Source organism: Bradyrhizobium erythrophlei, assembly GCF_900129505.1.
GTDB classification, from domain to species: domain Bacteria; phylum Pseudomonadota; class Alphaproteobacteria; order Rhizobiales; family Xanthobacteraceae; genus Bradyrhizobium; species Bradyrhizobium erythrophlei_D.
This window is the reverse complement of sequence record NZ_LT670818.1, coordinates 2,795,413-2,820,281: the sequence shown is the minus strand read 5'-3', so window position 1 is coordinate 2,820,281 and position 24,869 is coordinate 2,795,413. Positions and strand designations below refer to the sequence as shown.

The 24,869-nt window shown below is 63.4% G+C and carries 21 protein-coding genes; 12 read left to right on the top strand and 9 right to left on the bottom strand.

The genetic code is table 11. The annotated features are described in order from the left end of the window. Positions 1-171: 171 nt before the first annotated feature. From B5525_RS13015 to B5525_RS13000, 4 genes are all read right to left on the bottom strand, one after another. A protein-coding gene (locus B5525_RS13015) for an IS630 family transposase (RefSeq protein WP_154073183.1) occupies positions 172-1,238 on the bottom strand; the annotation gives its coding sequence in 2 pieces (ribosomal slippage) (positions 172-749 and positions 749-1,238; 1,068 coding nt in all). A 152-nt stretch (positions 1,239-1,390) separates the two neighbouring features. Continuing rightward, positions 1,391-2,587: an ABC transporter substrate-binding protein gene (locus B5525_RS13010; protein ID WP_079566368.1), complete on the bottom strand. Its 1,197-nt coding sequence runs from the start codon at positions 2,585-2,587 to the stop codon at positions 1,391-1,393. 110 nt (positions 2,588-2,697) lie between these two features. Then, on the bottom strand, positions 2,698-5,871 hold the full coding sequence (locus B5525_RS13005) for an efflux RND transporter permease subunit (protein WP_079566367.1): 3,174 nt from the start codon (positions 5,869-5,871) through the stop codon (positions 2,698-2,700). Further along, positions 5,868-7,043 (bottom strand): efflux RND transporter periplasmic adaptor subunit, encoded by a 1,176-nt coding sequence (locus B5525_RS13000; protein ID WP_079566366.1) that lies wholly within the window; start codon positions 7,041-7,043, stop codon positions 5,868-5,870. Before B5525_RS13000 ends, B5525_RS13005 begins: the two co-directional genes overlap by 4 nt. 478 nt (positions 7,044-7,521) lie before the next feature. Between B5525_RS13000 and B5525_RS12995 the strand changes: the two genes are divergently transcribed. From B5525_RS12995 to B5525_RS12955, 10 genes are all read left to right on the top strand, one after another. Then, positions 7,522-9,303, top strand: a complete 1,782-nt coding sequence (locus B5525_RS12995) for an acyl-CoA dehydrogenase family protein (protein ID WP_079566365.1) — start codon at positions 7,522-7,524, stop codon at positions 9,301-9,303. A gap of 210 nt (positions 9,304-9,513) precedes the next feature. Beyond that, positions 9,514-10,668, top strand: coding sequence for an iron-containing alcohol dehydrogenase (locus B5525_RS12990; protein WP_079566364.1), 1,155 nt, complete (start codon positions 9,514-9,516; stop codon positions 10,666-10,668). A gap of 16 nt (positions 10,669-10,684) precedes the next feature. Continuing rightward, positions 10,685-12,235 (top strand): AMP-binding protein, encoded by a 1,551-nt coding sequence (locus B5525_RS12985; RefSeq protein WP_079566363.1) that lies wholly within the window; start codon positions 10,685-10,687, stop codon positions 12,233-12,235. Between the two features lie 219 nt (positions 12,236-12,454). Beyond that, positions 12,455-12,703 (top strand): pilus assembly protein PilZ, encoded by a 249-nt coding sequence (locus B5525_RS46240; RefSeq protein ID WP_079566362.1) that lies wholly within the window; start codon positions 12,455-12,457, stop codon positions 12,701-12,703. 107 nt (positions 12,704-12,810) lie between these two features. Then, positions 12,811-13,908 (top strand): DUF2336 domain-containing protein, encoded by a 1,098-nt coding sequence (locus B5525_RS12975; RefSeq protein ID WP_172899864.1) that lies wholly within the window; start codon positions 12,811-12,813, stop codon positions 13,906-13,908. 41 nt (positions 13,909-13,949) lie between these two features. Further along, positions 13,950-14,252, top strand: a complete 303-nt coding sequence (locus B5525_RS12970) for a PilZ domain-containing protein (RefSeq protein WP_079566360.1) — start codon at positions 13,950-13,952, stop codon at positions 14,250-14,252. A gap of 12 nt (positions 14,253-14,264) precedes the next feature. After that, positions 14,265-14,435 carry a hypothetical protein gene (locus B5525_RS43835; protein WP_154073182.1) on the top strand — a complete coding sequence of 57 codons (171 nt, stop codon included), beginning with the start codon at positions 14,265-14,267 and terminating at the stop codon, positions 14,433-14,435. A 14-nt stretch (positions 14,436-14,449) separates the two neighbouring features. Beyond that, positions 14,450-15,499, top strand: a complete 1,050-nt coding sequence (locus B5525_RS12965; RefSeq protein WP_079566359.1) for an HD-GYP domain-containing protein — start codon at positions 14,450-14,452, stop codon at positions 15,497-15,499. A gap of 147 nt (positions 15,500-15,646) precedes the next feature. Further along, on the top strand, positions 15,647-16,819 hold the full coding sequence (locus B5525_RS12960; RefSeq protein WP_079566358.1) for a thiolase family protein: 1,173 nt from the start codon (positions 15,647-15,649) through the stop codon (positions 16,817-16,819). A 369-nt stretch (positions 16,820-17,188) separates the two neighbouring features. Then, positions 17,189-18,028, top strand: a complete 840-nt coding sequence (locus tag B5525_RS12955; RefSeq protein ID WP_079566357.1) for a sulfite exporter TauE/SafE family protein — start codon at positions 17,189-17,191, stop codon at positions 18,026-18,028. A 19-nt stretch (positions 18,029-18,047) separates the two neighbouring features. On the opposite strand, the gene B5525_RS12950 is transcribed toward B5525_RS12955, so the two are convergent. From B5525_RS12950 to B5525_RS12940, 3 genes are all read right to left on the bottom strand, one after another. After that, on the bottom strand, positions 18,048-18,722 hold the full coding sequence (locus B5525_RS12950; protein ID WP_079566356.1) for a spermidine synthase: 675 nt from the start codon (positions 18,720-18,722) through the stop codon (positions 18,048-18,050). Between the two features lie 119 nt (positions 18,723-18,841). Then, complete coding sequence (locus B5525_RS12945) at positions 18,842-20,269, bottom strand: extracellular catalytic domain type 2 short-chain-length polyhydroxyalkanoate depolymerase (RefSeq protein WP_154073181.1); 1,428 nt, start codon at positions 20,267-20,269, stop codon at positions 18,842-18,844. 156 nt (positions 20,270-20,425) lie between these two features. Further along, positions 20,426-20,683 carry a LexA family protein gene (locus B5525_RS12940; RefSeq protein ID WP_154073816.1) on the bottom strand — a complete coding sequence of 86 codons (258 nt, stop codon included), beginning with the start codon at positions 20,681-20,683 and terminating at the stop codon, positions 20,426-20,428. 46 nt (positions 20,684-20,729) lie between these two features. Between B5525_RS12940 and B5525_RS12935 the strand changes: the two genes are divergently transcribed. Further along, on the top strand, positions 20,730-21,869 hold the full coding sequence (locus B5525_RS12935) for an IS630 family transposase (protein ID WP_079566206.1): 1,140 nt from the start codon (positions 20,730-20,732) through the stop codon (positions 21,867-21,869). A 16-nt stretch (positions 21,870-21,885) separates the two neighbouring features. Here the strand turns inward: B5525_RS12935 and B5525_RS12930 are convergent, their stop codons facing one another. Then, on the bottom strand, positions 21,886-22,662 hold the full coding sequence (locus B5525_RS12930; RefSeq protein WP_079566354.1) for an SDR family oxidoreductase: 777 nt from the start codon (positions 22,660-22,662) through the stop codon (positions 21,886-21,888). 29 nt (positions 22,663-22,691) lie between these two features. Then, a complete protein-coding gene (locus B5525_RS12925) occupies positions 22,692-23,390 on the bottom strand; it encodes a GntR family transcriptional regulator (RefSeq protein ID WP_079566353.1) in 699 nt (232 codons plus the stop codon). Positions 23,391-23,591: 201 nt separating this feature from the next. Here B5525_RS12925 and B5525_RS12920 point away from each other — a divergent pair, with 201 nt between their 5' ends. Beyond that, complete coding sequence (locus B5525_RS12920) at positions 23,592-24,848, top strand: ABC transporter substrate-binding protein (RefSeq protein WP_079566352.1); 1,257 nt, start codon at positions 23,592-23,594, stop codon at positions 24,846-24,848. Positions 24,849-24,869: the final 21 nt, after the last annotated feature.

Sequence of the window (24,869 nt, the reverse complement as noted above, 5' to 3'; positions counted from 1 at the left end):
GTTCGGTGGCTTCATCCTTCGAGACGGTGCGGAGCCTGTCATCGGGCGCGCATTCGCGCGACCCGTTGGCGCCTCCTTAAGGATGAGGTCTTGGAGCCTCATGGTGAGGCGCGCGGCATCGCCGCGCATCTCGAACCATGAGCTGCGCCGCGCCGTCTCATACCAACGGCCCTAAGGATTGACCGTTGCCCATGTTCGGGTGGTTATTGACGCGATGCGCTTTGGATCTTTTTCAAAGAAGTTCCATGCTGCGCAGGCTTTATCGACGATGTCGTCGTAGTCGTCGAAGACGGTGATCGCGAGTTTGTTGCCGCGCAGATATTCCCAGACGTTTTCGATTGGATTGAGTTCAGGGGCGTAGGCCGGCAAGTGCACGAGGGTGACGTTGTCGGGGATGGTGAGTGCGGCAGCGATGTGATAGCCCGCGCCGTCGAGGACGAGGGCGGCGTGGCTACCTGTGGCGACCATGCGGCCGATGGCGATGAGATGCAGCGACATGGTCTCGGCGTTCGCCGCCGGCATGACCAGGCCTGCGGCGACGCGACGTTGCGGACAGGCGGCGCCGAACAGATAGGCCCAGTCGTAGCGTTGGTCGCGCGGGGCGCGGGGCCTCGTTCCACGCTTGGCCCAGACGCGGGTTAGCGTGCCCTGCTGGCCGATCCGGGCCTCGTCTTGGAACCAGATTTCGATCGGCTTGTCTTTGGCGTGGTCGGGGAGCTGCGCCGTGACTGTCGTGGCGAAGTTTTTTTAAACGCCTCCGGGGCTTTTTCGTCGGCCTGCGGGTGGCGGGGCCTTACCGACAGCCTGCGGTAACCGAGCTTGGCCAGAACCTTCCCGACCGAACGCTCGTGGAGCGCGACACCGAAGCGCCGCTGCAATTCGTCGCGCAGATCGATCCGCCGCCAACGCACCACTCCGTGCCGCGCCGGATCAGGGCCGGCCTCGACAAGCTCAGCCAATTCGGCCTGCTGCTGTGCCGTGAGCTTCGATCCAGGGCCTGGCGGTGTGAGATTGCGAAGCCCAGCCAGTCCCTCGGCGTTGTAACGATGCACCCAGTCCCGCAAGGTCTGTCGATCCATGCCGCAGGTTTCGGCCGCCGTCTTGCGGTCCATGCCGTCGAGCACCAGCGCAAGTGCCAGCATCCGCCGTGACACCGCACCATCCTTTTCCCCACTCGCCGCCTTGCGAAGTTCCCGAGCCGTCAGATCAAACCGGGTGATCGAAATCGCCGCTCCCATCGATGCCGCTCCTCTCAAAGAGCCAGCATCGAGTCAGAGTTTCCCTGATTTGGGAATCCCAAAAATGAGTCAGTGTTTGGGCCCGTTGGTATCAGCAGGAACAGCGCGGCGTCTCTTATCGTGCGTTCAGCCGAAACCGCCGGCCGCCGCGATCACTTCGTCAGCGGACAGCCCGAGTCCTTGGCGGAAGGGAACGCCTTGTCGCCGGGCACCACCGCGAGCTGCTTGTAATAGTCCCAGGGCTTCTTCGATTCCGACGGCTTCTTGACCTCGAACAGATAGAGGTCGTGCACCATGCGGCCATTGGGCAGCACCTTGCCGCCCTGCGCAAACATGTCGTCGACCGGCAATTCCTTCAGCTTGGCGGCGACCGCTTCAGTGTCCTTGGAATTGGCGGCCTTGACCGCCTTCAGATATTGCAGCGTCGCCGAATAGGTGCCGGCCTGGATCATGTTCGGCATGCGGCCGGTGCGGGCAAAGAAACGATTGGCGAATTCGCGGCTCCTGTCGTCGCGGTCCCAGTAATAGCCTTCCGTCAGCACCAGGCCCTGGGCGGCTTCGAGGCCGAGACCGTGGACTTCGGCCAGCGTCAGCAGCAGGCCGGCAAGCTTCTGGCCGCCCTTGACGATGCCGAATTCCGCCGCCTGCTTGATCGAATTGGTGGTGTCGAGACCGGCGTTGGCCAGTCCGATGATCTTCGCCTTCGAGCTCTGCGCCTGCAACAGGAAGGAGGAAAAATCCGACGAGTTCAGGGGAATGCGGACCGAGCCCAGGACCTTGCCGCCTTTTTCCTTGACCAGGTCGCCGGTGTCTTTTTCCAGCGCATAGCCGAACGCGTAGTCGGCGGTCATGAAGAACCAGGTGTCGCCGCCGGCTTCGACCAGCGCGCCGCCGGTGCCGACCGCGAGCGCATGGGTGTCGTAGGCCCAGTGGAAGCCGTAGGGCTGGCAGGCATCGCCGGTCAGGCGCGAGGTCGCGGCACCGACGACGATGTCGATCTTCTTCATCTGCTTCGATAGATCGTGAATCGCGAGCGCGACCGAGGACGTCGTCAGTTCGGTGATCATGTCAACGCCCTCGACCTCATACCAGCGCCGCGCGATGGCGGTGGCGAGATCCGGCTTGTTCTGGTGGTCGGCGGAGATCACCTCGATCTTCTGGCCGAGCACGCTGCCGCCGAAATCCTCGACTGCCATCTTGGCCGCCTCGAACGACCATTTGCCGCCGTAGTCGGCGTAGACGCCGGACTGATCGTTCAGAATTCCGATCTTGACGCCCTGCGCCGATACCGGCGCGGCTAGCAACAGGCCGCAGGCCGCAACGGCCGCCGACAATAATCCCGACTTCATAACAGGTGTCTCCCCACGGTTTCGGTTCCGGGCATGATATTTAATAACCCTGCGCCTGCCCATCTATTTCGGGCGGGCAAAATCGCGCAGAGGGCGTGAAACCGGAGGCTTTATGGCCCGCTGTGCTTCGCAGCGGGAACCTTGCGGCGCGAGCCATCGGCCAGGTTGCGGACGATCATGTAGAAGATCGGCGTGAAGATCAGCCCGAACATCGTCACCCCCAGCATGCCGAAAAACACGGCGACGCCGACCGCCTGACGCATTTCCGAGCCGGAGCCCGTGGAAACCACCAGCGGCAGCACGCCGAGGATGAAGGCGAACGAGGTCATCAGGATCGGCCGAAGCCGCAAGCGGCAGGCCTCGATCACCGCCTCCAGCCGCTCCTTGCCCTCGAGCTCGATGTCGCGCGCGAACTCGACGATCAGGATCGCGTTCTTGGCCGCCAGGCCAACCAGCACCACGAAGCCGATCTGGGTCAGGATGTTGACGTCCTGATGCATGATGCGCACGCCGATGGTCGCAGCGAACAGGCACATCGGCACGATCAGGAGGACGGCAAAGGGCAGGGTCCAGCTGCCATATTGCGCGGCCAGCACCAGATAGACGAACAGCACGCAGATCGGGAACACCGCGAGGCCAGCGTTGCCGCTGGTCGTCTGCTGATAGGACAGGTCGGTCCATTCAAAAGCAAAACCGCTCGGCAGCGTGTTGTCGGCAAGCCGCTTCATGGCGGCGATCGCGGTCGCCGAGCTCGTGCCCGGCAGCCCCTCGCCCTGCAGCTCGGCTGCGGGATAAAGATTGTAGCGCGCGACGCGATCGGGCCCGGAGACGTCCTTGAAGTCCACGAGGCTGCCGAGCATCACCGTATCGCCATTGGCGTTGCGGGTGCGCAGCCGCGAAAGGTCGGCGCGCTCTTTCCGGAACGGCAGGTCGGCCTGCGCGGTGACGTGATAGGTGCGACCGAACAGGTTGAAGTCGTTGACATAGGTCGAGCCGAAATAGGTCTCGATGGTGTCGGTGACGTTCTGGATGGGAACGCCGAGCTTCTGCGCCCTGACGCGATCGATGTCGACGAACACCTGTGGCGTGTTGGCCGAGAACGGCGAGAACACAGTAGGGGCGAGGAGAAGCGGCGACTTGCGCGCCGCGGCGACAAGCTCGTCGGTCGCAGCCGCCAAGAGCTCGGGCCCGCGGCCCTGCCGGTCCTGGATACGCATGGTGAAGCCGCCGCCGGTGCCGATGCCCGGGATCGGTGGCGGCGGAATCACGATGATGAACGCGCCCTCGATGGCCGCAAGCCGCTTGCGCAGATCCGCCGTAATCACCTGTGCGCTCAGACCCTTCTTGAGACGCACTTCCGGCTCTTCGAACACCGGAAACAGCGCCGCCGAGTTGCTCGCCTGTGTGCGGGTCGCCCCCGACAGGCCAGCAAAGACCGCAATATGAGAGATTCCGGGCGTATCGAGCGCGACGCTCTCAATCCTGCGAACGATCTGGGTGGTCCGCGCCAGCGAGGCCGCACCCGGCAATTGCGCGGATATGATCACGTAGCCGCGATCCTGCGCCGGAATGTAACCTTGCGGCGTTGTCGCCAGCAGCCATCCGGCGCTGCCGATCAGCACGACATAGACCAGCAGCATCACGACGCGGTACCGGATCACGAAGCCGGCAAGGTTCGCATAGAAATTCGACAGCCAGTCGAATCCACGGTTGAAGAGTCCGGTGAACCATCCCCAGCCGCGGGCAATCAGATTCCAGGCCGCAGGCGGCCGCTTGTCCGCATGCATCACCAGGATCTGCGAGGCGAGTGCCGGCGACAGCGTCAGCGAGCAGAAGCAGGAGATCGCGGTCGCAACCGCGATGGTGACGGCGAATTGCTGGAAGAATTGCCCGGTGATTCCCCCCAGAAACGCGGTCGGCACGAACACCGCGCACAGCACCAGCGCGATCGACACCAGCGCGCCGCCGACCTCCTCCATGGTTTTCAAGGCCGCGTCGCGCCGACTCATGCCGTGCTCGAGATGCCGCTCGACATTCTCGACCACAACGATGGCATCGTCGACCACGATGCCGACCGCGAGCACGAGCCCGAACAGCGTCAGATTGTTGATGGCGTAGCCAAGCGCCGCCATTGCCGCAAACGTACCGACCAGCGATACCGGGATCGCAACGATCGGGATGATCGCCGGACGCCAACCCTGCAGGAACACGAGCACCACGATGACGACAAGGACCATCGCTTCATAGATGGTCTTGATCAGCTCGCTGATGGACTGGCGGATGAACTCGGTCGGGTTGTAGCCGATGTCGTAGTCGAGCCCCCTCGGGAAGCTGGCTTTCAGCTTTACCATCGTGTCGGAGATGCCCTTTGCGGTCGCAAGCGCATTCGATCCGGGACGCTGGGTCACAAGCATCGCGACCGCGGTCTTCCGCAGCTCGAAGCTGTTGGTGGAATAATCGAGCGCGCCGAGTTCGATCCGGGCGATATCGCGCAGCCGCACGGTACGGCCATCCGCGCTCGCCTTGACGACAATGTCCTCGAACTGGGATGGGTCCTTCAAACGGCCGGTAAAGGTCAGGTTCGGCTGGAAGGCGCGGTCGGCAATTGGCGGGCTCGCAAGCTGACCGCCGGTGATCTGCAAATTCTGAGAACGGATCGCGGCGATCACGTCGCCCGAGGTCATGCCGAGGTGCGAGATCTTGTCCGGATCGAACCACAACCGCATCGAATAGTCGCGCGCGCCGAAAATCTGGATGTCGCCGATGCCGTCGAGCCGCAGCAACTGGTCGCGAACCTGCAGCAGCGCGTAGTTGGAGATGTAGAGCTGGTCGAGGCTGTCGTCCGGCGACAGCATGAACACGACCATCAGGATGTCGGGCGAGTTCTTCTTGGTGACGACGCCGTTGCGTTGCACTTCATCCGGCAATTGCGGCTGCGCGATCGCGACGCGGTTCTGCACCAGCACCTGCGCCTTGTCGAGGTCGGTGCCGAGCTTGAAGGTGATGGTGATGGTGAGCTGGCCGTTCGAGGTGGCCTGGCTGTACATATACAGCATGTCCTCGACGCCGTTGATCTGCTGCTCGATCGGAGCCGCAACGGTGTCGGAGATGGTTTGCGCGGAGGCGCCCGGATATTGCGCGGTGACAACCACCGTCGGCGGCACCACTTCGGGATATTCGGCGACCGGCAGCGTCCGGTAGGCGAGCGCGCCCACAATCAGGAGCACGATCGACAGCACCATCGCCAGGATGGGCTGATTGACGGAGAGACGTCCGAGATTCATGACTTGTTGCCGCCGATCTCGGCCTTGTGCGGGGCCACCTTGGCGCCGACGCGGGCGCGCTGGATGCCGTCGATGATGACGCGGTCTTCCGGCTTCAGGCCCGTACGAATCACGCGCAGGCCTTCATCCAGCGGTCCGAGCTCGACCGTGCGCGCTTCCACGGTGTCGTCGTCCTTCACCACGAACACGATCTTGCGCGACTGGTCGGTCGCAATCGCGGTATCAGGAAGCAACAGCGCCTCGTAGGGAGAAGAGCCGAGCAGCCGCACGCGGCCGAATTGTCCGGGCAGGATCGAAAGATCGTGGTTCGGGATTATCGCGCGGCTGCGCAGCGTGCCGGTCGAGACATCGAGCCGGTTGTCGAGGAAGTCCATGTGGCCCTCATGCGAGGGTTTGGTCTCGCCGGTCAGCGTCACCTGCACCGGATTGGGGGTGTCGCGCGAGCTCGGCCGCTTGCCCTCGAACCAGAGCTTGTTGTGCTTCAGATACGTCGCCTCATCCACGTCGAAGTAGATGTAGATCGGATCAAGCGAGACGATGCTGGTGAGTAAGGTCGAAGCGCCATTGTCGCTGCCCTGCACAAGATTGCCGATGCTCACGAGATGACGGCTCACCCGGCCCGTGATCGGCGCCATCACATGGGTGAACTCGACATTGAGCTGGGCCGCCTTCAGCGCGCCTTCGGCGATGGTCTCGGCGGCGTGTGCCGCCTGTAAGGCCTGCCTGCGCTGATCGACGACCTGCTCGGAGACGGCACTGGTGACGACCAGATTCAGGCCGCGATCGAGCTCGCGCTTGGCGAGTTCCATCTTGGCGCGCGCATCCGCAAGCTGGCCATCGGCCTGCGTCGATACCGCCTCGAAGGGGCGGGGATCGATGATGTAGAGCAGGTCGCCGGCATGGACCATGTCGCCGTCCTTGAACTCGACATTAGTCACAAATCCGCCGACGCGCGCCTTGACCTGCACCTCCTCGATCGCCTCGAAGCGGCCGGTGAACTCGTCCCAATCGGTGACGGTGCGTTTGGTGGGCTGCGCGACCGTGACCGGCGGCGCGCCGGCCGCCTGTTGCGGCGGCTTTTCGCCGCAGCCGGACAGCGCGACCGCAAGCAGGACGATCAGCGGCCTCAAGACCCGAAGTGTGGGCGCCAAACGCACCGATCTCCCGCTCATTCTCACTTCGTTCTCCCCCGCGCTTGCCGCGCCTATCCGATTGATCCCCAGTCTGTGCAAGAACCGGGCGAGATCAAGGAAATTCGGTAGGCGTCAGGCGCGAGCGGCCCACGCCCCCGTGCGCACAGGCAATTTCTGGATTGGGCCATTAATACCGTGTTGCGCATTTGGCGCGAGCTAGCCTTCTGGCCGGGTTGAGTGCAGACGCCTCCCATCCCTTCTCGCATTCATCAGCAATGATAACCGGAAGACATGACAACCGAGCTGTCCAATTCGGATCGGCACCCGATTTTGCACCTTGTGGCGTTGCCTAACCCCGTTTCGGTGCCAGAGCCCATGGCGCACCAAGACGGGCCGTCAGCGCAAATGCCGCGGCCGGCGTGCCTCCTCCGCCGTGCGGTTGGCTCTCGACCCCGCGCCGAAGTGCAGGCATTATCGCGAAAATCCCGGCCGAACGATCCGTCACACGAGGTCAGACATGCACGCGCCTCTCTCTCACCAATCGTTCGCCGACGCCGAGACGAAGGGCCGCGGCCCCGATCGCATCGCGCCGGATTGCGCAGGACAGAATTTTTACGCCGTTGATCGGGGTTTGCGCGATCTGCTTCGATTATACCTGCAGCCGGAGGATTTTCGGCGGCTGGAGCCGCATTTTCATCGTCTGGGCGAGTTGGCGGGCGGCCGGCTGGACGAACTGGCGCGGGTCGCCGACAAGCATCCGCCGGTTCTCAATGCCCGGGACCGCTTCGGCCGCGACGAGGACTGGATCGACTACCATTCGTCCTACCGCGACATGGAAAAAATCGCCTTCGCCGATTTCCAGTTTCACGCCATGAGCCATCGCTCGGGCGCCCTCGGCATGGACCGGCCGCTGCCCGCGGTCGCCAAATATGCGCTGCAATATCTGTTTGTGCAGGCCGAGTTCGGACTGATGTGTCCGATCAGCGTCACCGACACATCGATCCATCTGATCCGCAAATTCGCCAGCGCGGAACTGAAGGATTATCTGCTGCCGAAAATGCTGTCGGCTGACCCGGCCGTGCAGTGGAAGGGCACGCAGTTCATGACCGAACGCGCCGGCGGCTCCGACGTCGGCGCGATCGAAACAACGGCCCGCTGCGAGGACGGGGTATGGCGGCTCTACGGCGACAAATGGTTTTGCTCGCACGCCGACGCCGACATAGCCCTGCTGCTGGCGCGCCCGGAAGGTGCCGCAAGCGGCACCAGGGGGCTCGCTTTGTTTGCCTTGCCGCGACGGCTGAAGGACGGCCGCCGCAACGCCTACCGCATCGCCCGGCTCAAGGACAAACTCGGCACCCGCTCGATGGCATCGGGCGAGATCCTGCTGGAAGGCGCCGTCGCCTATCTGGTCGGCGACATCGATCGCGGGCTGAAGCAGATGATGGAGCAGGTCAACCTGTCGCGGCTTTCGCACGGTGTCCGGGCGGCGGCCATGATGCGGCGCTGCGTCAACGAGGCGATGGCCTGCGCGCACGGCCGGATGGCGTTCGGCAAGACCATCATCGAATTTCCCCTGCTTCGCCGCCAGTTGCTGAAGATCGCGCTGCCGTCGGAACAGTCGCTTTCGATGTTCCTGTTTGCGGCGAGCGCCATGGACCGCGCCAATGCCGGCTCGAAGGAAGCGGAGAACGCCTTGCGGATTCTCACGCCGCTGTTGAAATTCCGCGCCTGCCGCGACAACGTTCCGGTGGCGACCGGCGCCATGGAAGTGCGCGGCGGCAACGGCTACATCGAGGAATGGGTGAATCCGCGACTGATCCGCGATGCCCATATCGGCGTGCTCTGGGAAGGCACCAGCAACATCAACGCGCTCGATATCGTCAGCCGCGCGGTCGGCAAGAGCCGCGCCCACCGCGCGCTGGGAACCGCGCTCACCAAATTGCTCGACAACGCGACCGGCGTGCCGGCTTCGTTCCGCGATCGCCTTCGCCTGGCGCTCGACCGCTCGCTCGCATTTGCCGAGCGCGTCGCCGCGGAGCCTTCGCTGGAAGCGAGCGCGCGGCAGGCGGCATCAAGTCTCTATCACGTCGCCAGCGCCATCCTGATGATGTGGGAAGCCTCCCGGCCGGGCTCGGACGCGCGCCGCGCGCTGTACGCGCGGCTGGTTCTCGAACATCGGCTGAGCGCTCAGGATCCGCTCGAGCCCCAGGCCGGCGGCTGGGAGGATGCGGCCGCGGAAATCATCTTCTCGGAGCGCCAGGTCGGGATTGCCGACGTTGCGGGACTTCTGGTCGCATAACCCGCGCTGACCATGTGTCTGCGGTTCGGGTGCCGAGCCGCGATTTCACGCAGGACATGCCGCCCGGCTGGCGATCTCAGCCCCATTTTGGAGAGCCTCTTGTCCGCCGACCGTCGCGCGCGATTTTTACGGTTCCCATCGGCGCCGGACCTCCGCTAGATTGTCCGCAACGCGGCAACAAGACCAAAATGTCCGGGGAGGACAATCGTCGTGCACAGGGGGCGTGTCGTTTTCGGCGCCATGGAGGAGGTCGTGTTCGGCCGACCGGCCGCCGACGTGATCGTGGGGCAGATGGAGCGTCTGCGCTCGAGCCGCGCCTTCCTGATGGTCAGCGGCACGCTTAACCGAACCACCGGCGAGATCGAAAAGATCCGAAACGCACTTGGGCCCCGTTGCGTCGGGACCTTCGATGCCATGCCGCCGCATACCCCGCGCGAGGCCGTCGTCGCCGCCGCCGGGCAGGCGCGCGACGCGAATGCCGATCTTATCGTCACCGTCGGCGGCGGCTCCATCACCGACGGCGCCAAGGCCGTGCAGCTCTGCCTTGCCAACGACGTTCGCACCACCGACGACATCGACCGGATTCGCGCGGTCAAGGGCGTCGCGCCCGACATGAACGCGCCATTGGTGCGCCAGATCAGCGTGCCGACGACGATTGCCGGCGGCGAGTTCAGCGCGATCGCCGGCGTCACCAACCTCCGCACCAAAGTCAAGGAAATGCTGCGCCATGACCTCGTGATGCCGCGCGCGGCCATCCTCGACCCCGCGGTGACCGTGCACACGCCGCAATGGCTGTGGCTTTCGACCGGCATCCGCGCCGTCGATCATTGCGTCGAAGGCCTGTGCTCGCGCGAGGCGCATCCTTTTGCCGACGCGCAGGCGGTCAAGGGGTTGTCGATGCTGGCGCAGGCGCTGCCGCGCGTGAAGGCAAGTCCCGATGATCTCGACGCCAGGATGGATTGCCAGATCGGCACCTGGCTTTCGATGGGGCCGCTGTCGTCGGGCGTGCCGATGGGCGCGAGCCACGGCATCGGCTATGTGCTCGGCGCGGTCTACGACGTGCCGCACGGCTATACCTCCTGCGTGATGTTGCCATCGGTGCTGCGCTGGAACCGGCAGGACGATGCCGAGCGGCAGGCGCTGGTCGCCGCCGCGATGGGGGAGCCCGGCAAGGACGCCGCCGATGTGCTGGATGATTTCATCCACAACCTCGGCATGCCGCGCAGCCTGCACGACGTCCGCATCGGTCCCGAACATTTCGACCGCATCGCGGAACTGGCGATGGCAACGCCATGGATACCGCGCAATCCGCGCAGGATCGATACGCCGGCGCAGGTGCGCGAAATTCTGCTTCTGGCCGCATGAGGGAATGGGAGACACGATGTATACCGGCAAGCATGCTCATCTGCGTCCGCTGCAGCCCGCCTTCATCATGGCCGCCACCGGCGAGGCCGTGACCTATCGCGAGCTGGAGGCGCGCAGCAATCGCCTGGCGCATCTGTTGCGCAAGCTCGGACTGAAGCGGCTCGACCATTATGCGATCTTCATGGAGAACAACAGCCGCTATCTCGAAGCCTGCGGCGCGGGCGAGCGGGCCGGGCTCTATTACACCTGCGTCAATTCGTACCTGACGCCGGGCGAGCTCGCCTACATCGTCAATAACAGTTGTTCGCGTGTCCTCATCACGTCAGTCGCCAAACTCGACGTCGCTCGCGAGGCTCTCAGGGAATGCCCCAACGTCGAACTCTGCATCGTCGCCGACGGCGAAGGCGAAAGCGAGCGCATCGTCGGCCTGCGGGAGGCGACGCGCGGGCTGCCCCGGACGCCGATACCGGACGAGTGCATCGGCACCGCGATGCTTTATTCGTCGGGCACGACCGGACGGCCGAAGGGTATCCTGCGACCGCTGCCGGAGCAGTCGTCGACCCAGCAATTGCCGATCTTCGAGTTCCTGCGGAAGCTCTGGCGGTATCGCGAGGGCATGATCTATCTGTCGCCGGCACCGCTCTATCACTCGGCGCCGCAGGCCGCCGTCAATCTCGCGATCCGCGAGGGCGGCACCGTCATCATCATGGAGCATTTCGATCCCGAGCGTTACCTCGAGCTGGTCGAGAAATGGGGCATCAGCCACAGCCAGCTGGTGCCGACGATGTTCTCGCGCATGCTGAAACTGCCGGAGCCAACGCGAGCCCGCTACGACCTGTCGTCGCTGGAAATCGCGGTCCACGCCGCGGCGCCCTGCCCGGCGGCGGTAAAGGACGACATGATCAGATGGTGGGGGCCGGTCATCCACGAATATTACGGCGCCACCGAAGCACTGGGCTTTACCGCCTGTGACAGCGAGCAATGGCTCGCCCATCGCGGCACCGTCGGCAAGGTGCTGCTCGGCGACCTCCACATTCTCGATGAGTCCATGAAAGCGTGCCCCGCGGGCACGCCGGGCACGGTCTGGTTCAAGACCGCAAGCCCGTTCGAATATTTCAACGACCCGAACAAGACCAGGGAGGCACGTTCGCCGGACGGCAGCATGAGCACGGTCGGCGACGTCGGCTATGTCGACCATGACGGCTATCTCTATCTGACCGACCGCGCGACCTTCATGATCATCTCCGGCGGCGTCAACATCTACCCGCAGGAATGCGAGAACCTGCTGATCACCCATCCCAAGATCGCGGACGCCGCCGTGTTCGGCGTACCCAACGCCGATCTCGGCGAGGAGGTCAAAGCGGTGGTGCAGCCGATGCCGGGGATCGAGCCCTGCGCCGCGCTCGCCGAGGAACTGATCCTGTTCTGCAGCCAGTCGCTGTCGCGCCAGAAGGTGCCGCGCTCGATCGACTTCGAGGACGAACTGCCGCGGCTGCCGACCGGCAAGCTCTACAAGAGGCTGTTGCGCGACCGCTACTGGGGCAACAAGAGTTCGCGGATCGTTTGAGCGCGCAGCAGCCTTGCACGCGTCGGTTGTTTTTTAGGTTATCCAATACTGCCAGCGCTCGTTTTCCGCCACAGCTTGCGGAACGTTGTCGCTTTTCGCCCAGCGTATGTCGGCTAACCGACTCGACGCGAGGGCCGCCTACTGCTTTTGCATTAAACGGACATTATGGAATGCCGGTTATCATTCAGTAGAAGTTCGCATCTGTGATTGAGGACTCAGATGATTCATCCGCGCCGATTTGCCCGGGTCCGGCCAAGCGGGCAGGTGTCCAAGGTCGCGAAGATCATTGTCGCGCCGCGGGCGCCGATCATAGATTGCACGATTATCGATTATGCACCGGGAGGTGCCTGTCTGGAAGTTTCGCCATCCGTCGTTCTGCCAAACCGATTTGAATTGCTCTGGGGTGCCACCAAGAAAAGATGTCGCGTGGTCTGGAAAGCCGGACGACGCGCGGGCGTCGCATTTTAGGAATTTCCCGAACTGCGGCCCGACGGGAAGACGTAAGTATCAATTGTTTTGCTTTCGCCACGCGGCCCGGCAACGACGCCGGCTGCCTTGGGTTCGGGTTGTGGATTATGACGAGTTGCGAACGCTCCCTATTTGACGAACTCGACGACGTCCTGCGCAACGGGTCGTCCGACAAACGCGTCGATATGCTGCGTCGCGTCACCGATCTTTTCCTGAACGATGCCGATCGTCTGAACGACCAGCAAATCGGCGTGTTCGACCAGGTCCTGGTACATCTGATCAACCGAATCGAAACCAGGACGCTGGCGGAGATCAGCGCTCGTCTGGCGCCGGTCGAGAATGCGCCGCTGGATGTCACGCTTCGGCTGGCCCGGCACGAGGCGATTGCGGTTGCGGGACCGGTGCTCACCAATTCGACCAGACTGACGACGCGCGACCTCGTCGAGATTGCCCAGACCAGGGGGCAGGACCATCTGCTGGCCATTTCCGGGCGCGCCCGCATCGAAGCCGACGTCACCGACGTTCTGCTAAACCGCGGCAACAACGCGGTTAAGCACATTGTTGCCGGCAATTCGGGCGCCGAACTGTCCGAGACCGGCTTTGCCGCCCTGCTCAAGGCGTCCGAACACGACGAGAAGTTGGCGGAGAAGACGGGGCTGCGGCTCGATCTTCCGCTCCAGCTGCTGCGCGAGCTGCTGATGCGCGCAACCGAGGCCGTCCGGTCGAAGCTTCTTTCTCGAGCCCCTCCCGAACTCCAGGACGAAGTCCGTCTCGCGCTGCGAATTGCCTCGGATGCGGTCGACAGGGAATCGAGCAAGCCCCGCGACTACCAGACGGCCAGGGCCTTTGTGGGTCTGCTGTGGGAACAAGGCGAGCTTGACCAAGACACGTTGTTCGAATTCGCGCGCAGCCGCAAATTTGAAGAGGCGACGGCGGCTTTGTCGCTGCTGTCGTCGGCATCGCTCGAGATCATCAAGGCTGTCATGAACAGCCCGAGAGACGACGGTCTCCTGATCCCCTGCAAGGTAGCCGGCTGCGAATGGGAAACCGTCAGCGCCATTCTCGCGAGCAAACTCCCGCCCGGCTCCGCCCCGAAGCCGGGACAGGAGAAGCTCAAGATTGATTTCGCGAAATTGTCGAAACCCAACGCCCAGCGCCTGCTTCGATTTTGGCAGGTCCGGGAGGTCAGCGCGCGGAGCGCCTGAAACCGCCATCCACAAATTTTACGACAAATCGGATTGCACCAATGGCCTTCGGAGACAGAAAAAGCGGGCGTGTTGATTTCGAACGCGGCATTGACGTTCAAATCATGGGAATTGACGGCACCTGGCGCCGGGACTGCATGATGTTCGATGTGTCGCAAACAGGCGCGCGCCTGCGCATCGAAGGATCCTTCGAAGGACTGGACCTCAAGGAGTTCTTCCTTTTGCTGTCATCGACAGGTCTTGCGTATCGTCGCTGCAAACTGGTGCGGGTGGCGGGCGATCAGATCGGCGTCGGATTCCTGCAGGCACCGGCGCCGAAGTCGAAAAAAGCCGTCCGAGGTTAGAGGGCCCCCGACATGGCAATCATCATCAAATGCGAGTGCGAAGCGGTCTACGAGCAGGTCGAATTCGAAATCACCGATTGGGTTGAAGATAGCGCTGACTGCGAGGTCTGCGGCCATGCGCTCAATTCATGGCGCGGCCACAAGGTGCTTGCTTTCAATCTCATCAGGAATCCGACCGAATAGAAAAGCACACTTCGATGCTGGTGCACATTGTCGCCGACCACCCGAACAAGATTTCGGACTTGCGTCCGCTGTTCGGTTCGCGGCATGTGATCACTTCCACTCTGCTTTATGGCAAGGATCGCCTGCCGCAGGACTGCGACGCGATGATCGCCGCTGCCGATCTCCGGAACGCCGAGAACATCGCCGCCCTCAAGACGGTATCGACGGCCTTCAAATCCGCCCGGCGAAAGGTTTTCGTCGTCGATCAGAAGGCGCGGCTGGATGCCGCTCAGGCATATGCACTGGGCGCGACGCATGTATTGTTCAATCCCGTAAATCAGCCGACTCTGCTCGCGGCCCTGGGCGGTCCCGGCAAACCACCCGAACCCGCCGGAGATGCCGATCGGGTTGCGCGCGAAGCCGCGTTGGAAGGCGCGGTCTGTCTTGATTCGATGTTCTCCCGCGTCGCGACCGGCCAACAGGTCGACGCAGCCGAAGCAAAACGCGCCGCCGCGAAGATCGCCGATGCGGTTGGCGAAAACGGCTTTACCCACTGGCTGGAAACGGTACGGCGCCACCACGAAGGTACCTACCAGCATTGCCTGCTGGTAACCGGCACAGCCGCGGCTTTTGGATTGAGTTTGGGACTGGCGAGAGCCGACCTGGAACGCCTGTCTACCGCAGCCATGTTTCATGACGTCGGCAAAGCCAAGATCCCGTCCGCCGTGCTGGACAAGCCCGGGCGACTAGATGACCGGGAACGGGCTCTTATCGAAACCCATGCGGCGGCGGGATATGATGCGCTGAAGGGGGCCGGCGGGATATCCCCGGAGATCCTGGACGCGGTCAGGCACCACCATGAATATCTTGACGGCAGCGGATATCCCGATCGCCTTAGCGCTGCCGATATAGCCGACCTCGTCCGGGTCCTGACCATTTCCGATATCTTCTCCGCGCTGATCGAGGATCGGCGATACAAGCCGCCGATGTCGCGGGCCCAGGCCTTCGACATCCTCACGGGCATGCAAGACAAGCTCGAGATGCCGCTGGTGACGGCGTTCAAGAGCGTCGCCTTGAACCGGTAGTGACGCGCGGACAATCTGCCGCGCCGCCGACTAATTCCGCCAGCCGGAAACCCAAACCCGCGGTATTTTCATTGCCCCCGCTGGAATTATGTACGATTACAGCCCTTCGCGAGGCATCATCGGCCAGTTCCAGGGGAGATCAAAAAAATGCGTGAAGCCGTCATTGTTTCTTATGCCCGTACCGGGCTGGCGAAATCCGGCCGCGGGGGGTTCAATATCACCCCGCCGATGTCGATGGCGGCCCACGCCATCAAACACGCCGTCGAGCGCGCCGGCGTCGACAAGGAATATGTCGAGGATTGCTATCTCGGCAATTGCGCGCATGGCGCGCCCAATATCGGCCGCCAGGCCGCGCTGCTCGCGGGCATGCCGAAGTCGACCGGTGGCGTATCGGTGAATCGCTTCTGCTCCTCGGGCTTGCAAACCATCGCGATGGCCGCCAACTCGATCCGTTCGGATGGCGCCGAATGCATCGTCGCCGGCGGCGTGGAAAGCATCTCGGTCCCCGGCGGTCCCTTGCCGAAGGAAGTGGTCGATCCGGACCTGCTCAAGACGGCGCCCGACATCTTCATGGCGATGATCGACACCGCCGATATCGTCGCGGAGCGCTACAAGCTCAGCCGCGAATACCAGGACGAGTATTCGCTGGAATCGCAGCGCCGCATGGCCGCCGCCCAGCAGGCCAACAAGTTCAAGGACGAAATCGTCCCGATGAAGACCAGGATGAAGGTGGTCGACAAGGCTACCAAGGCCGAGAGCATCGTCGACTATGTGGTCGACCGCGACGAGTGCAACCGCCCGGAGACGACCCTGGAAGGTCTCGCGAGGCTCGAACCGGTCAGGGGACCGGGCAAATACATCACCGCCGGCAACGCCAGCCAGCTTTCGGATGGCGCGGCGGCCGTGGTGCTGATGGAAGCCAAGGATGCCGAAAAGCGCGGCCTCCATCCGCTCGGCCGCTTCGTCGCCTGGGCGGCGGCGGGCTGTGAGCCGGACGAAATGGGCATCGGCCCAGTCTTCGCGGTGCCGAAGCTGTTGAAGCGTCATGACCTGAAGATCGGGGATATCGATCTGTGGGAGCTCAACGAGGCGTTCGCCAGCCAGTGCCTCTATTCGCGCGACCAGCTCGGCATCGATCCCGAAAAGTACAACGTCAACGGCGGCTCGATCGCGATCGGCCATCCCTTCGGCATGACCGGCGCGCGTCTGACTGGCCACATCCTGCAGGAAGGCCGCCGGCGCAAGGCGAAGTGGGGCGTGGTGACGATGTGCATCGGCGGCGGCCAGGGCGGCGCCGGCCTGTTCGAAATCTACAGCTGAGCATAAGCCTCGGCACGAAGCGGCGGGAAGCGTGCCGCCGGCGCCCAGAAAGACAGCAGCGCGGCGGAACCATCCGCCGCGCTATTTCTTTTGATGGTTCGATCAGGCCGAGCACAATCAAAGCACCCGATTTGGAAGCCTTTGCCGGCGGGGTTCCGACAGGCCGCTATCACCGCCACTCGCCGGCTTGCTGGGAGGAATTCCTACCCTGTCCCGATCAACGCAAGTAACATTCTTTTTTCCGCCGCCCTCTTGCCGTCATCGCAGGCATGATCCTACCTGAACATATGCTGAACGATCCGGCCGCCGTTCCGCGCGAGCCAACGAGGGAACCTGTTCGATGACCAAGCGTGAGTGCAGGCGCGCCCGATGCCGGTAATCGATCCGCTCTATGTCACATCGGGTTTCGGCGTCGGACTGCTTGTCGGCATGACCGGCGTGGGCGGCGGCTCGCTGATGACGCCGCTGTTGATCCTGCTGTTCGGCATTCATCCCTCGACCGCGGTCGGCACCGATCTGCTCTATGCCGCCGCTACCAAGACCGGCGGCAGCCTCGTACATAGCTGGGCGCGCAGCATCCACTGGCCCGCGGTGATCCGGCTCGCCAGCGGCAGTATCCCGGCCAGCATCCTGACGCTCCTTGTTCTGTGGCAGCTCGATCTCGACAGCGCCGCCGCGCGCAGCCTGGTCAACATCGTGCTCTCCTTTGCGCTGATGCTGACGGCGGCATCGCTGATCTTCCGCAAGGCCATCATGGAAAGGCTTCGCTGGCGAATGGAGCGGCTCGAGGAGCATACCATCGCGCGCGCGACCGTGCTGGTCGGGGCCGCGCTCGGCGTGCTGGTCTCGATTTCATCGGTCGGGGCCGGCGCCGTGGGCGTGACCGCGTTGCTGCTGCTCTATCCGCAACTGCCGATGTCGCGCATCGTCGGCTCCGACATTGCCCATGCGGTGCCGCTGACGCTGGTTGCGGGTATCGGGCACTGGGCGCTCGGCGCGATCGACTGGCATCTGATGGCCGTGCTGCTGATGGGCTCGCTGCCCGGGATCGTGATCGGCAGCTACTTCGCCACCCGCGTGCCGGAAATGGCGCTGCGGCTGCTGCTGGCGGTGACCCTGGTCCTGGTCGCGGGAAAACTCGCCTCCAGCGAATGGCCATGGACGAATTCGATCGTCGGCGCCGTGGCGCAGAGCACCACCCACCGCTGACAGGCGGGTTCCGGCAGGCTCACGACTTCGTCGCAAACCAGATGACATGGCGTGCGCCGCTGCGCCTGGTGGTGGCGCGCAAATTGACTTCGTTGACGTCAAAGCCGGCATCGCGAAGCCGCTTGGTGAAGGCGGGATGCGGTCCCGACGACCACACGGCGAGCACGCCGCCCGGCCGCAGCGCCCGGCGGATCGCTTTCAATCCCTTCGCATCATAGAGCGCGTCGTTAGCCTTGCGGATCAATCCCTCCGGGCCGTTGTCGACATCGAGCAGAATCGCATCGAACGCGGACGCGCGCGCCCCGATCACATCGGCGACATCGGCCTCGCGAATGTGGACGCGCGGGTCGCTCAGACTGTCGCCGAAAATGCCCGCCATCGGACCTCTCGCCCAGGCGATCACGGCAGGCACAAGTTCGGCCACCGTGATGCGCGCTTCGGATCCCAGCACCGCGAGCGCGGCACGGAGCGTGAAACCCATGCCCAGTCCGCCGATCAACAGATGCGCCGCCTTGCCGGCCTCCAGCCTCTTGCAGGCGAGCGTGGCCAGCGCCTCCTCGGATCCGCTGAGCCGGCTGTTCATCAGCTCGTTCGGACCCAGCATCATCGAGAATTCCGTTCCCCTTCGCATCAAGCGAAGTTCGACCTCTGCCCCCGGCACACGCGTCGTATCTAGTTGCAACCATGGAATCATGCGATGCTTCTATCGCGTTTTCGAGCAAAGTGGATACCGGTTCGCGTCAAGAAAACGCGTCACAGCGTTTTGGTCTGATCGCGCAGGGCCCAATATTTTGCGGCCGCGCAGAACGCCGGTCACTTATCGATCGGGCAGTTGCCTGGATTTTCGCACGGCGCGGGACTGGGCCTTGAAGTGGCGGAGACTTCGGTGGAGACCGGGCCTTCGACGCCGTTGACGACGGCCGAGACGCGCCAGCGATAAGCGGATCGCGGGCTCAGCCCCGAATCGCCGAAACCGGGACCTGCCGTATCTCCGACCGCCGCGAACTGGCCGTCAGCGCCCGCACGCGAGATGCGGTAGGCCGCGATACCCGCGATCGGCGTCCACACCAGATCCGCGCCGGTGTCCGAGGTGTCGATAACAGTCAGCCCGGTCGGCGCGGCATCGGGCGCCGGCGCCGGCGTCAGCGCCGGTGTGGCACGCGCGGTCAGCGCGTCGAGCATCGCCTTGATCGTCTTGATCTGCAATCCGGACTTCGTGACGTAGCTGTCCTCGTGATCGATGTAACTCCACCAGTCCCAGCATCCCAGCGGATTATAGGGCAGCCAGCTCTTGGCCGCCTGCGGATACAGCACGATCAGGCGATTGGTGTCCGCCCAGGCATTGTAGCCGGTATCGTCGATGAACTGCCGATCGACATCGCCGGTATCCTGCAGGCACCCGTGCAGGGCGATATGGACGCGGCACGCCGCGCCATCCTCGCATTCCCTGGGAACGAAGACGTAGCCGGCGTCGGCCAGGCTCAGCCCGACGGGATCATCGGGCTTGGTGTAAACCGACTGGTCGAAGCGCTTGACGGTGCCGTTCAACTGGCCCCGGTTCGGCGCATTCAACGTCCCGTAAATATGCTGCAGGATGATTCCAGCCTGATCGTAGCCGCACGCATCGATGAACGGGCCGGCATTGGCGTTGCAATCGTTGATGCCGGCGCCGTGCGGTTCCTTCGCAACCACCAGCGCATGACCAGCCCCGATCATAGATTGATAGTAGAGGTTGCCGCGGTTGGTATCGCCAAGATAATGGCGATAGAAGTCGACCGCCGCATCGGTCACCGATCGCGCGACCACGGTGTCGTTATAACCGTGAAAGACATATATTTTCTGCCGGCTCAGCCCTTGCAAGGGATCGATATCGCCGGACGCCGATTTCGTCTCGGCCTTCGCGAAGAAGTCGCTCATCGCGGACGGTGGCCCCGGCGTGCCGCAGGGTCCCTTCGCGGCCATCAACGGCAGCGTATAGCCGTTGATGAAATCGTCGGTGTCGGCCTTGGCGCACCAATAGGGGCCGCCGGCGACGATGCCGACACCCTTGATCACCGAAGACCAGGCGGTGCCGAACTGCACGGCCATGAACGCGCCGGATGAGATACCCGAGATCGAACTTTGACTGATGTCGGCATTGTAGCCGGACAGCACGACAGGCGGCTCGGCCAGCGCCGGACCCGCGGCAAACGCCGCGCAGGCCATGGCAATGGCTGTCCGGAACGACCCTGAAACCTTCACGAGACACCTCCCGGGGGCAGATCGCTAGTTTAAATATCTTTTTATCGATTGCTCGCGGAGGTAGTATCGCCAATAGCGGCCACCGGTGCCAATCACGGATTGGTGGCTGACAATCTAGTACCGCTGCACGGTGAATTTGACGGGTTGAATACTGGATCAAAGTAGCTCGGGAAGCTGCTGAGGATCAACGAGGAGTTCGATACTGCGGGCGACCCTCGGCTGCCGTCTGATGAAACCTGCCCGTTCGAGCGTCAGCACCATCTGATGAACGGATGGTGGGCTGACGCGAAAATATTCTTGCATGTCGGCTTCCGCCGGCGGCCTGCGATGCAGCCGCGTGTAGAGGTGGATAAACGCCAGATACTGCCCTTGCTTGGGCGTGAAGTTTTTTGCAGCGGGACTCACGCCGGCCATCCGATTCAGCTGTTCGTCCAAGCCTCACACGAGCGAGGAGGCAGGGATGAATGTACGCTATCGGGTCGAACTGAGCCAAACCGAGCGGGCAGAACTCACAGCGCTTTTGAGTGGCGGCAAGCACGCCGCGCGCAAGCTCAAGCGAGCGCAGATTTTACTGGCTGCCGATGCAGGCGCGAGCGACGAAGCAATCGCCACCGGTGTCGGCGCAAGCGGCTCGACTATCTACCGGACCAAGCGCCGCTTCGTGCTCGGCAACCTGGAGGCGGCGCTGAGCGAGGAGCCGCGCCCCGGAGCGGCCCGCAAGCTCTCAGGGAAGGAGGAAGCCCTGCTGGTTGCGACGGCCTGTTCGAGCCCACCCAAAGGCCGGGCGCGTTGGACCCTGGAACTCCTGGCGGGCGAGTTGGTCAGGCTCACCGAGCACGACGACATCTCCCGAGAGACTGTGCGCCGGCGCCTGGCTGAAAACGACCTCAAGCCCTGGCGCAAGGACATGTGGTGCATTCCGCAGGTCGACGGCGAGTACGTCGCCCGCATGGAGGATGTGCTCGACCTTTATGCCGAACAGCCCGATTCGAAGCGCCCGGTGGTCTGCTTCGACGAGAGCCCAACCCAGCTCATCGGCGAAGTCCGCCAGCCGATCCCAGCCGCGCCGGGCCAACTTGAGCGCTACGATTGTGAGTACAAGCGCAATGGCACGGTCAACCTGTTCATCTTCCTCGACGTGCACCGGCCCTGGCGCAAGGTCAAAGTCACTGACAGCCGCGCTGCGGTCGACTTCGCCGCCTGCATGCGCGAACTCGCCAATGTTCACTTCCCAAAGGCAGAGCGCATCCGGGTCGTGTTGGACAATCTATCGACCCACTCAGTCGGCGCGCTTTACCAAGCCTTCCCGCCGGCCGAGGCGCGACGCATCTTGCGCCGGCTGGAGTTCCACTACGTCCCCAAGCACGCCAGCTGGCTGAATATGGTGGAGATCGAGATTGGCGTGCTGCGCAGTCAGTGTCTGGACAGACGCATCGACAACCGGCAACAACTCGTATCCGAGATCGCCGCCTGGGAGCGGCAGCGCAACGCTTCACGCGCCCGCATCAAATGGATGTTCACAACCGAGAAAGCCCGCGCCAAAATGGGCCGTGCCTATCCCTCGGAAGGCTCTAAAACGCCCTCGCCCAATGAATCATAATCACTGTGCGGTACTACTAGCCCAGCATCTGCGTATCGCCGCAGATCGAGATCGCCTGCCCCGAGATCGTCCTGCCGCGCGGGCTGCACAAGAACAGGATCTGGTCGGCGATCTGCTCCGGCGTCACATAGTCCTTGATCGAGGTGTAGGAAAACGCCGTGCGCTCCATTTCGGCGTAGGAGATGCCGCGCTGCTGCGCCTTGGCTTCCAGCACCCGGCGCTGGCGGTCGCCGGCGACGAGCCCGGGCAGGATGGCGTTGACGCGGATATTGTCCGGCCCCAGTTCGATCGACAGCGATTTCGAAAAGCCGATCACGCCCCATTTCGCCGCCGCATAGGGCGTGCGCATCGCAAAGCCGAGCCGGCCGGCGGCGGACGAGATGTTGACGATCGAGGCGTTCTTGCTGTGGCGCAGATGCGGCACCGCGAGCCGCGTGCTGTTGAATTGCCCGGTCAGGCAGATGTCCAGGCAGCGGTCCCAGTCTTCCGGATTCATCTCCTCGACCTTCGAGGTCGGCCCAGCGACGCCGGCATTGTTGACCAGCACGTCGAGGCCGCCGAGTTTTGTCAATGCCTCGGCGAAGAGGTTTGCGACCGCCTTGCGGTCGGAGACGTCGCACGGCGTCGAGGAGATCGCGGGATCGCTGTTCGCCAGCGCGGCCAGCGCCGTTGCATCGACGTCGCAGGTGTGAACCCTGGCGCCTTCGGCCGCGAAGCGGCGCGCGATCGCAAGCCCGATGCCGTTGCCCCCTGCGGTGACCAGCACGCGCAAACCCTTGATATCGAGATCCATGACCGCTCCGCGCTGTTCTTTTGGATGATTCAGCCGGCGAGACCGCCGCGAGAAAGAATGAATTCCGCCGCGTCGCTGATGTCGGCGGCGATGCCCTCGCGCGCCATGGCACCGTGGCCGGCGGCGATCGCCCTGCGCACATCGGCGTGACATTTGATCGCATGTCCCTTCGCCAGCCGTTCGGGATTGGCGCGCAGATCGAGATTGATCACGGGGCCGGCCTTTAGCCAGAGCGCGCGGATGATCTCCACCAGGATCGGCGAATGGGCCGCGTCATAGACCGCGAAGTGAAAGGTCTTGTTGAGTTCGACCGCGCGCGGCAAATCCGGCGTGGCGGATTCGCTCTCCGCCCGCATCGCCTCTTCCGCGCCCGCGATCGACAACAGGTCATTGTTGTCACGATTTGCGGCGGCCTGCTCGGCCGCATGACCCTCGATGGCGATGCGTACCTTGGTGAGGTCGCGAAACTGCGCCGCCGACAATAGCGGCACGCGCACCGCGCGGTTCGGCGTCACCTCCAGCGCCTTGTCGGCGACCAGCCGCGACACCGCTTCGCGTACCGGCATGATGGAGACGCCAAGCACGTCGGCGGCCGCGCGCAGCGATAATTTCTCGCCCGGCGCCAGCCGGCCGGAAATCAGCAGATCCGCCAACTTCGCGTAGGCGCGCTCGCCGAGCGTCTGACGGTCGAGCGGCTCCACTAGATTGAGCGCGGCGGGCAAATTCAACGCGTGCCTCCCGGGTGGGCCCAAAATTTTCCCGGGAAGGATTTTCCCGAGGAGGACTCGACAAGGGCCCGGTCTTTTGCAACTCTAACTGTGATCACAGATCACGGCAAGCGAGACAAAGCGCTCCCTTACAAAACAGCGCTGGCGCCGGCCGGGAGAGGAAACAGCCGCGTCGCGGCCGTATCAGGGAGACCAAGGCTGATGTCAGACCACACTCAATTCACCCGCCGCAGGCTGTTGAAGACCGCCGGCGGCATCGCGTTGGTGTCGGGGATTTCCGCACCGGCGATTTTGCGCGCCCAGACCGCCGACGTCATCAGGATCGGCCATCTGACGCCGCGCACCGGCTTTCTCGGCCCGCTCGGCGAATATGCCGTGATGGCGGTCGACCTTGCGGTCGAGGAAATCAACGCCTCCGGCGGCATGATGGGGCGCAAGGTCGAGGTGCTGAAGGAAGATTCGGTCAATCCGCAGACCGCCTCGACCAAGGCCGAGCGCATGATCGAGCGCGACAAGGTCGCCTGCATCATCGGCGAGATTTCGTCGGCCTCGTGCCTGACCATCGCGCAGGTCGCGCAACGCAACAAGGTGCTCTACATCAACACCGGCGGCAATTCGGACGCGCTGCGCGGCTCCGATTGCAAGCGCTATATGTTCCACGTCGAATCGCAGAATTCGATGTATGTCAAAACCGTCGGCCGTTCCTTCCTGCGCGACGGCCTGGTCAAGGGCAAGAAGTGGTATTCGCTGACGGCGGACTATGCCTTCGGCCATGACCTCCTGAAGGTGTCAAAGCGCTTCATGGAAGCCAATGGCGGCAATTTCGCCGGCGACGATCTGGTGCCGACCGACGCCACCGATTTCTCCGCCTATCTCCTGAAGATCCGCGAGGCCAAGCCAGACCTGGTCGTGATCAACCTCGCCGGCAACCAGATCACCAATTTCCTCAAGCAATATGCCGAGTTCGGGCTGACCTTCCCGGTCGGCGGCTTCGGCTTCGACACCGCGCTGGCCTGGGCCGCCGGCAAGGGCAATTTCGTCGGCACATGGCCGGTGGTCTGGCATCATCTGCTCGATACGCCCGGCACCAAGGCGTTCGTCGCGACCTTCACCAAGAAATACAACAAGCCGCCGGAGAACCAGGCCTGGGGCGACTACATCGCCACCAAGATCGTGGCGCAGACCGTGAACGAACTGAAATCGGCCGACTCGACCAAGATCATCGAGCACTTCGAAAAAGGCGCCAAATTCGATCTGCTGAAGACCCGGCCCGGCTACTTCCGCGCCTCCGATCACCAGCTGATGCACGAAATGTACGCGGTCACAGCACTTCCCGCCGACAAGATCAAAAACCAGTGGGACATTTTCGCCTCGAGCCCGGCGGTGCCGGGCCCGGACGAAGACCTCGAAGTGATCGCGGCGACCAAGGAAGAGAACAGCTGCACGTTCGGGACGTGAGCGCATTGAGCCGTCATTCCG

Coding starts and splice junctions, on each gene's coding strand:
- B5525_RS12960 (WP_079566358.1), top strand. CDS start 15,647: ATGCGTGAAGCCGTCATTGTTTCTTATGCCCGTACCGGGCTGGCGAAA.
- B5525_RS12985 (WP_079566363.1), top strand. CDS start 10,685: ATGTATACCGGCAAGCATGCTCATCTGCGTCCGCTGCAGCCCGCCTTC.
- B5525_RS46240 (WP_079566362.1), top strand. CDS start 12,455: ATGATTCATCCGCGCCGATTTGCCCGGGTCCGGCCAAGCGGGCAGGTG.
- B5525_RS12930 (WP_079566354.1), bottom strand. CDS start 22,662: ATGGATCTCGATATCAAGGGTTTGCGCGTGCTGGTCACCGCAGGGGGC.
- B5525_RS13000 (WP_079566366.1), bottom strand. CDS start 7,043: ATGAGCGGGAGATCGGTGCGTTTGGCGCCCACACTTCGGGTCTTGAGG.
- B5525_RS43835 (WP_154073182.1), top strand. CDS start 14,265: ATGGCAATCATCATCAAATGCGAGTGCGAAGCGGTCTACGAGCAGGTC.
- B5525_RS12920 (WP_079566352.1), top strand. CDS start 23,592: ATGTCAGACCACACTCAATTCACCCGCCGCAGGCTGTTGAAGACCGCC.
- B5525_RS13005 (WP_079566367.1), bottom strand. CDS start 5,871: ATGAATCTCGGACGTCTCTCCGTCAATCAGCCCATCCTGGCGATGGTG.
- B5525_RS12950 (WP_079566356.1), bottom strand. CDS start 18,722: ATGATTCCATGGTTGCAACTAGATACGACGCGTGTGCCGGGGGCAGAG.
- B5525_RS12965 (WP_079566359.1), top strand. CDS start 14,450: ATGCTGGTGCACATTGTCGCCGACCACCCGAACAAGATTTCGGACTTG.
- B5525_RS12975 (WP_172899864.1), top strand. CDS start 12,811: ATGACGAGTTGCGAACGCTCCCTATTTGACGAACTCGACGACGTCCTG.
- B5525_RS12955 (WP_079566357.1), top strand. CDS start 17,189: ATGCCGGTAATCGATCCGCTCTATGTCACATCGGGTTTCGGCGTCGGA.
- B5525_RS12970 (WP_079566360.1), top strand. CDS start 13,950: ATGGCCTTCGGAGACAGAAAAAGCGGGCGTGTTGATTTCGAACGCGGC.
- B5525_RS12995 (WP_079566365.1), top strand. CDS start 7,522: ATGCACGCGCCTCTCTCTCACCAATCGTTCGCCGACGCCGAGACGAAG.
- B5525_RS13010 (WP_079566368.1), bottom strand. CDS start 2,587: ATGAAGTCGGGATTATTGTCGGCGGCCGTTGCGGCCTGCGGCCTGTTG.
- B5525_RS12940 (WP_154073816.1), bottom strand. CDS start 20,683: ATGGCCGGCGTGAGTCCCGCTGCAAAAAACTTCACGCCCAAGCAAGGG.
- B5525_RS12935 (WP_079566206.1), top strand. CDS start 20,730: ATGAATGTACGCTATCGGGTCGAACTGAGCCAAACCGAGCGGGCAGAA.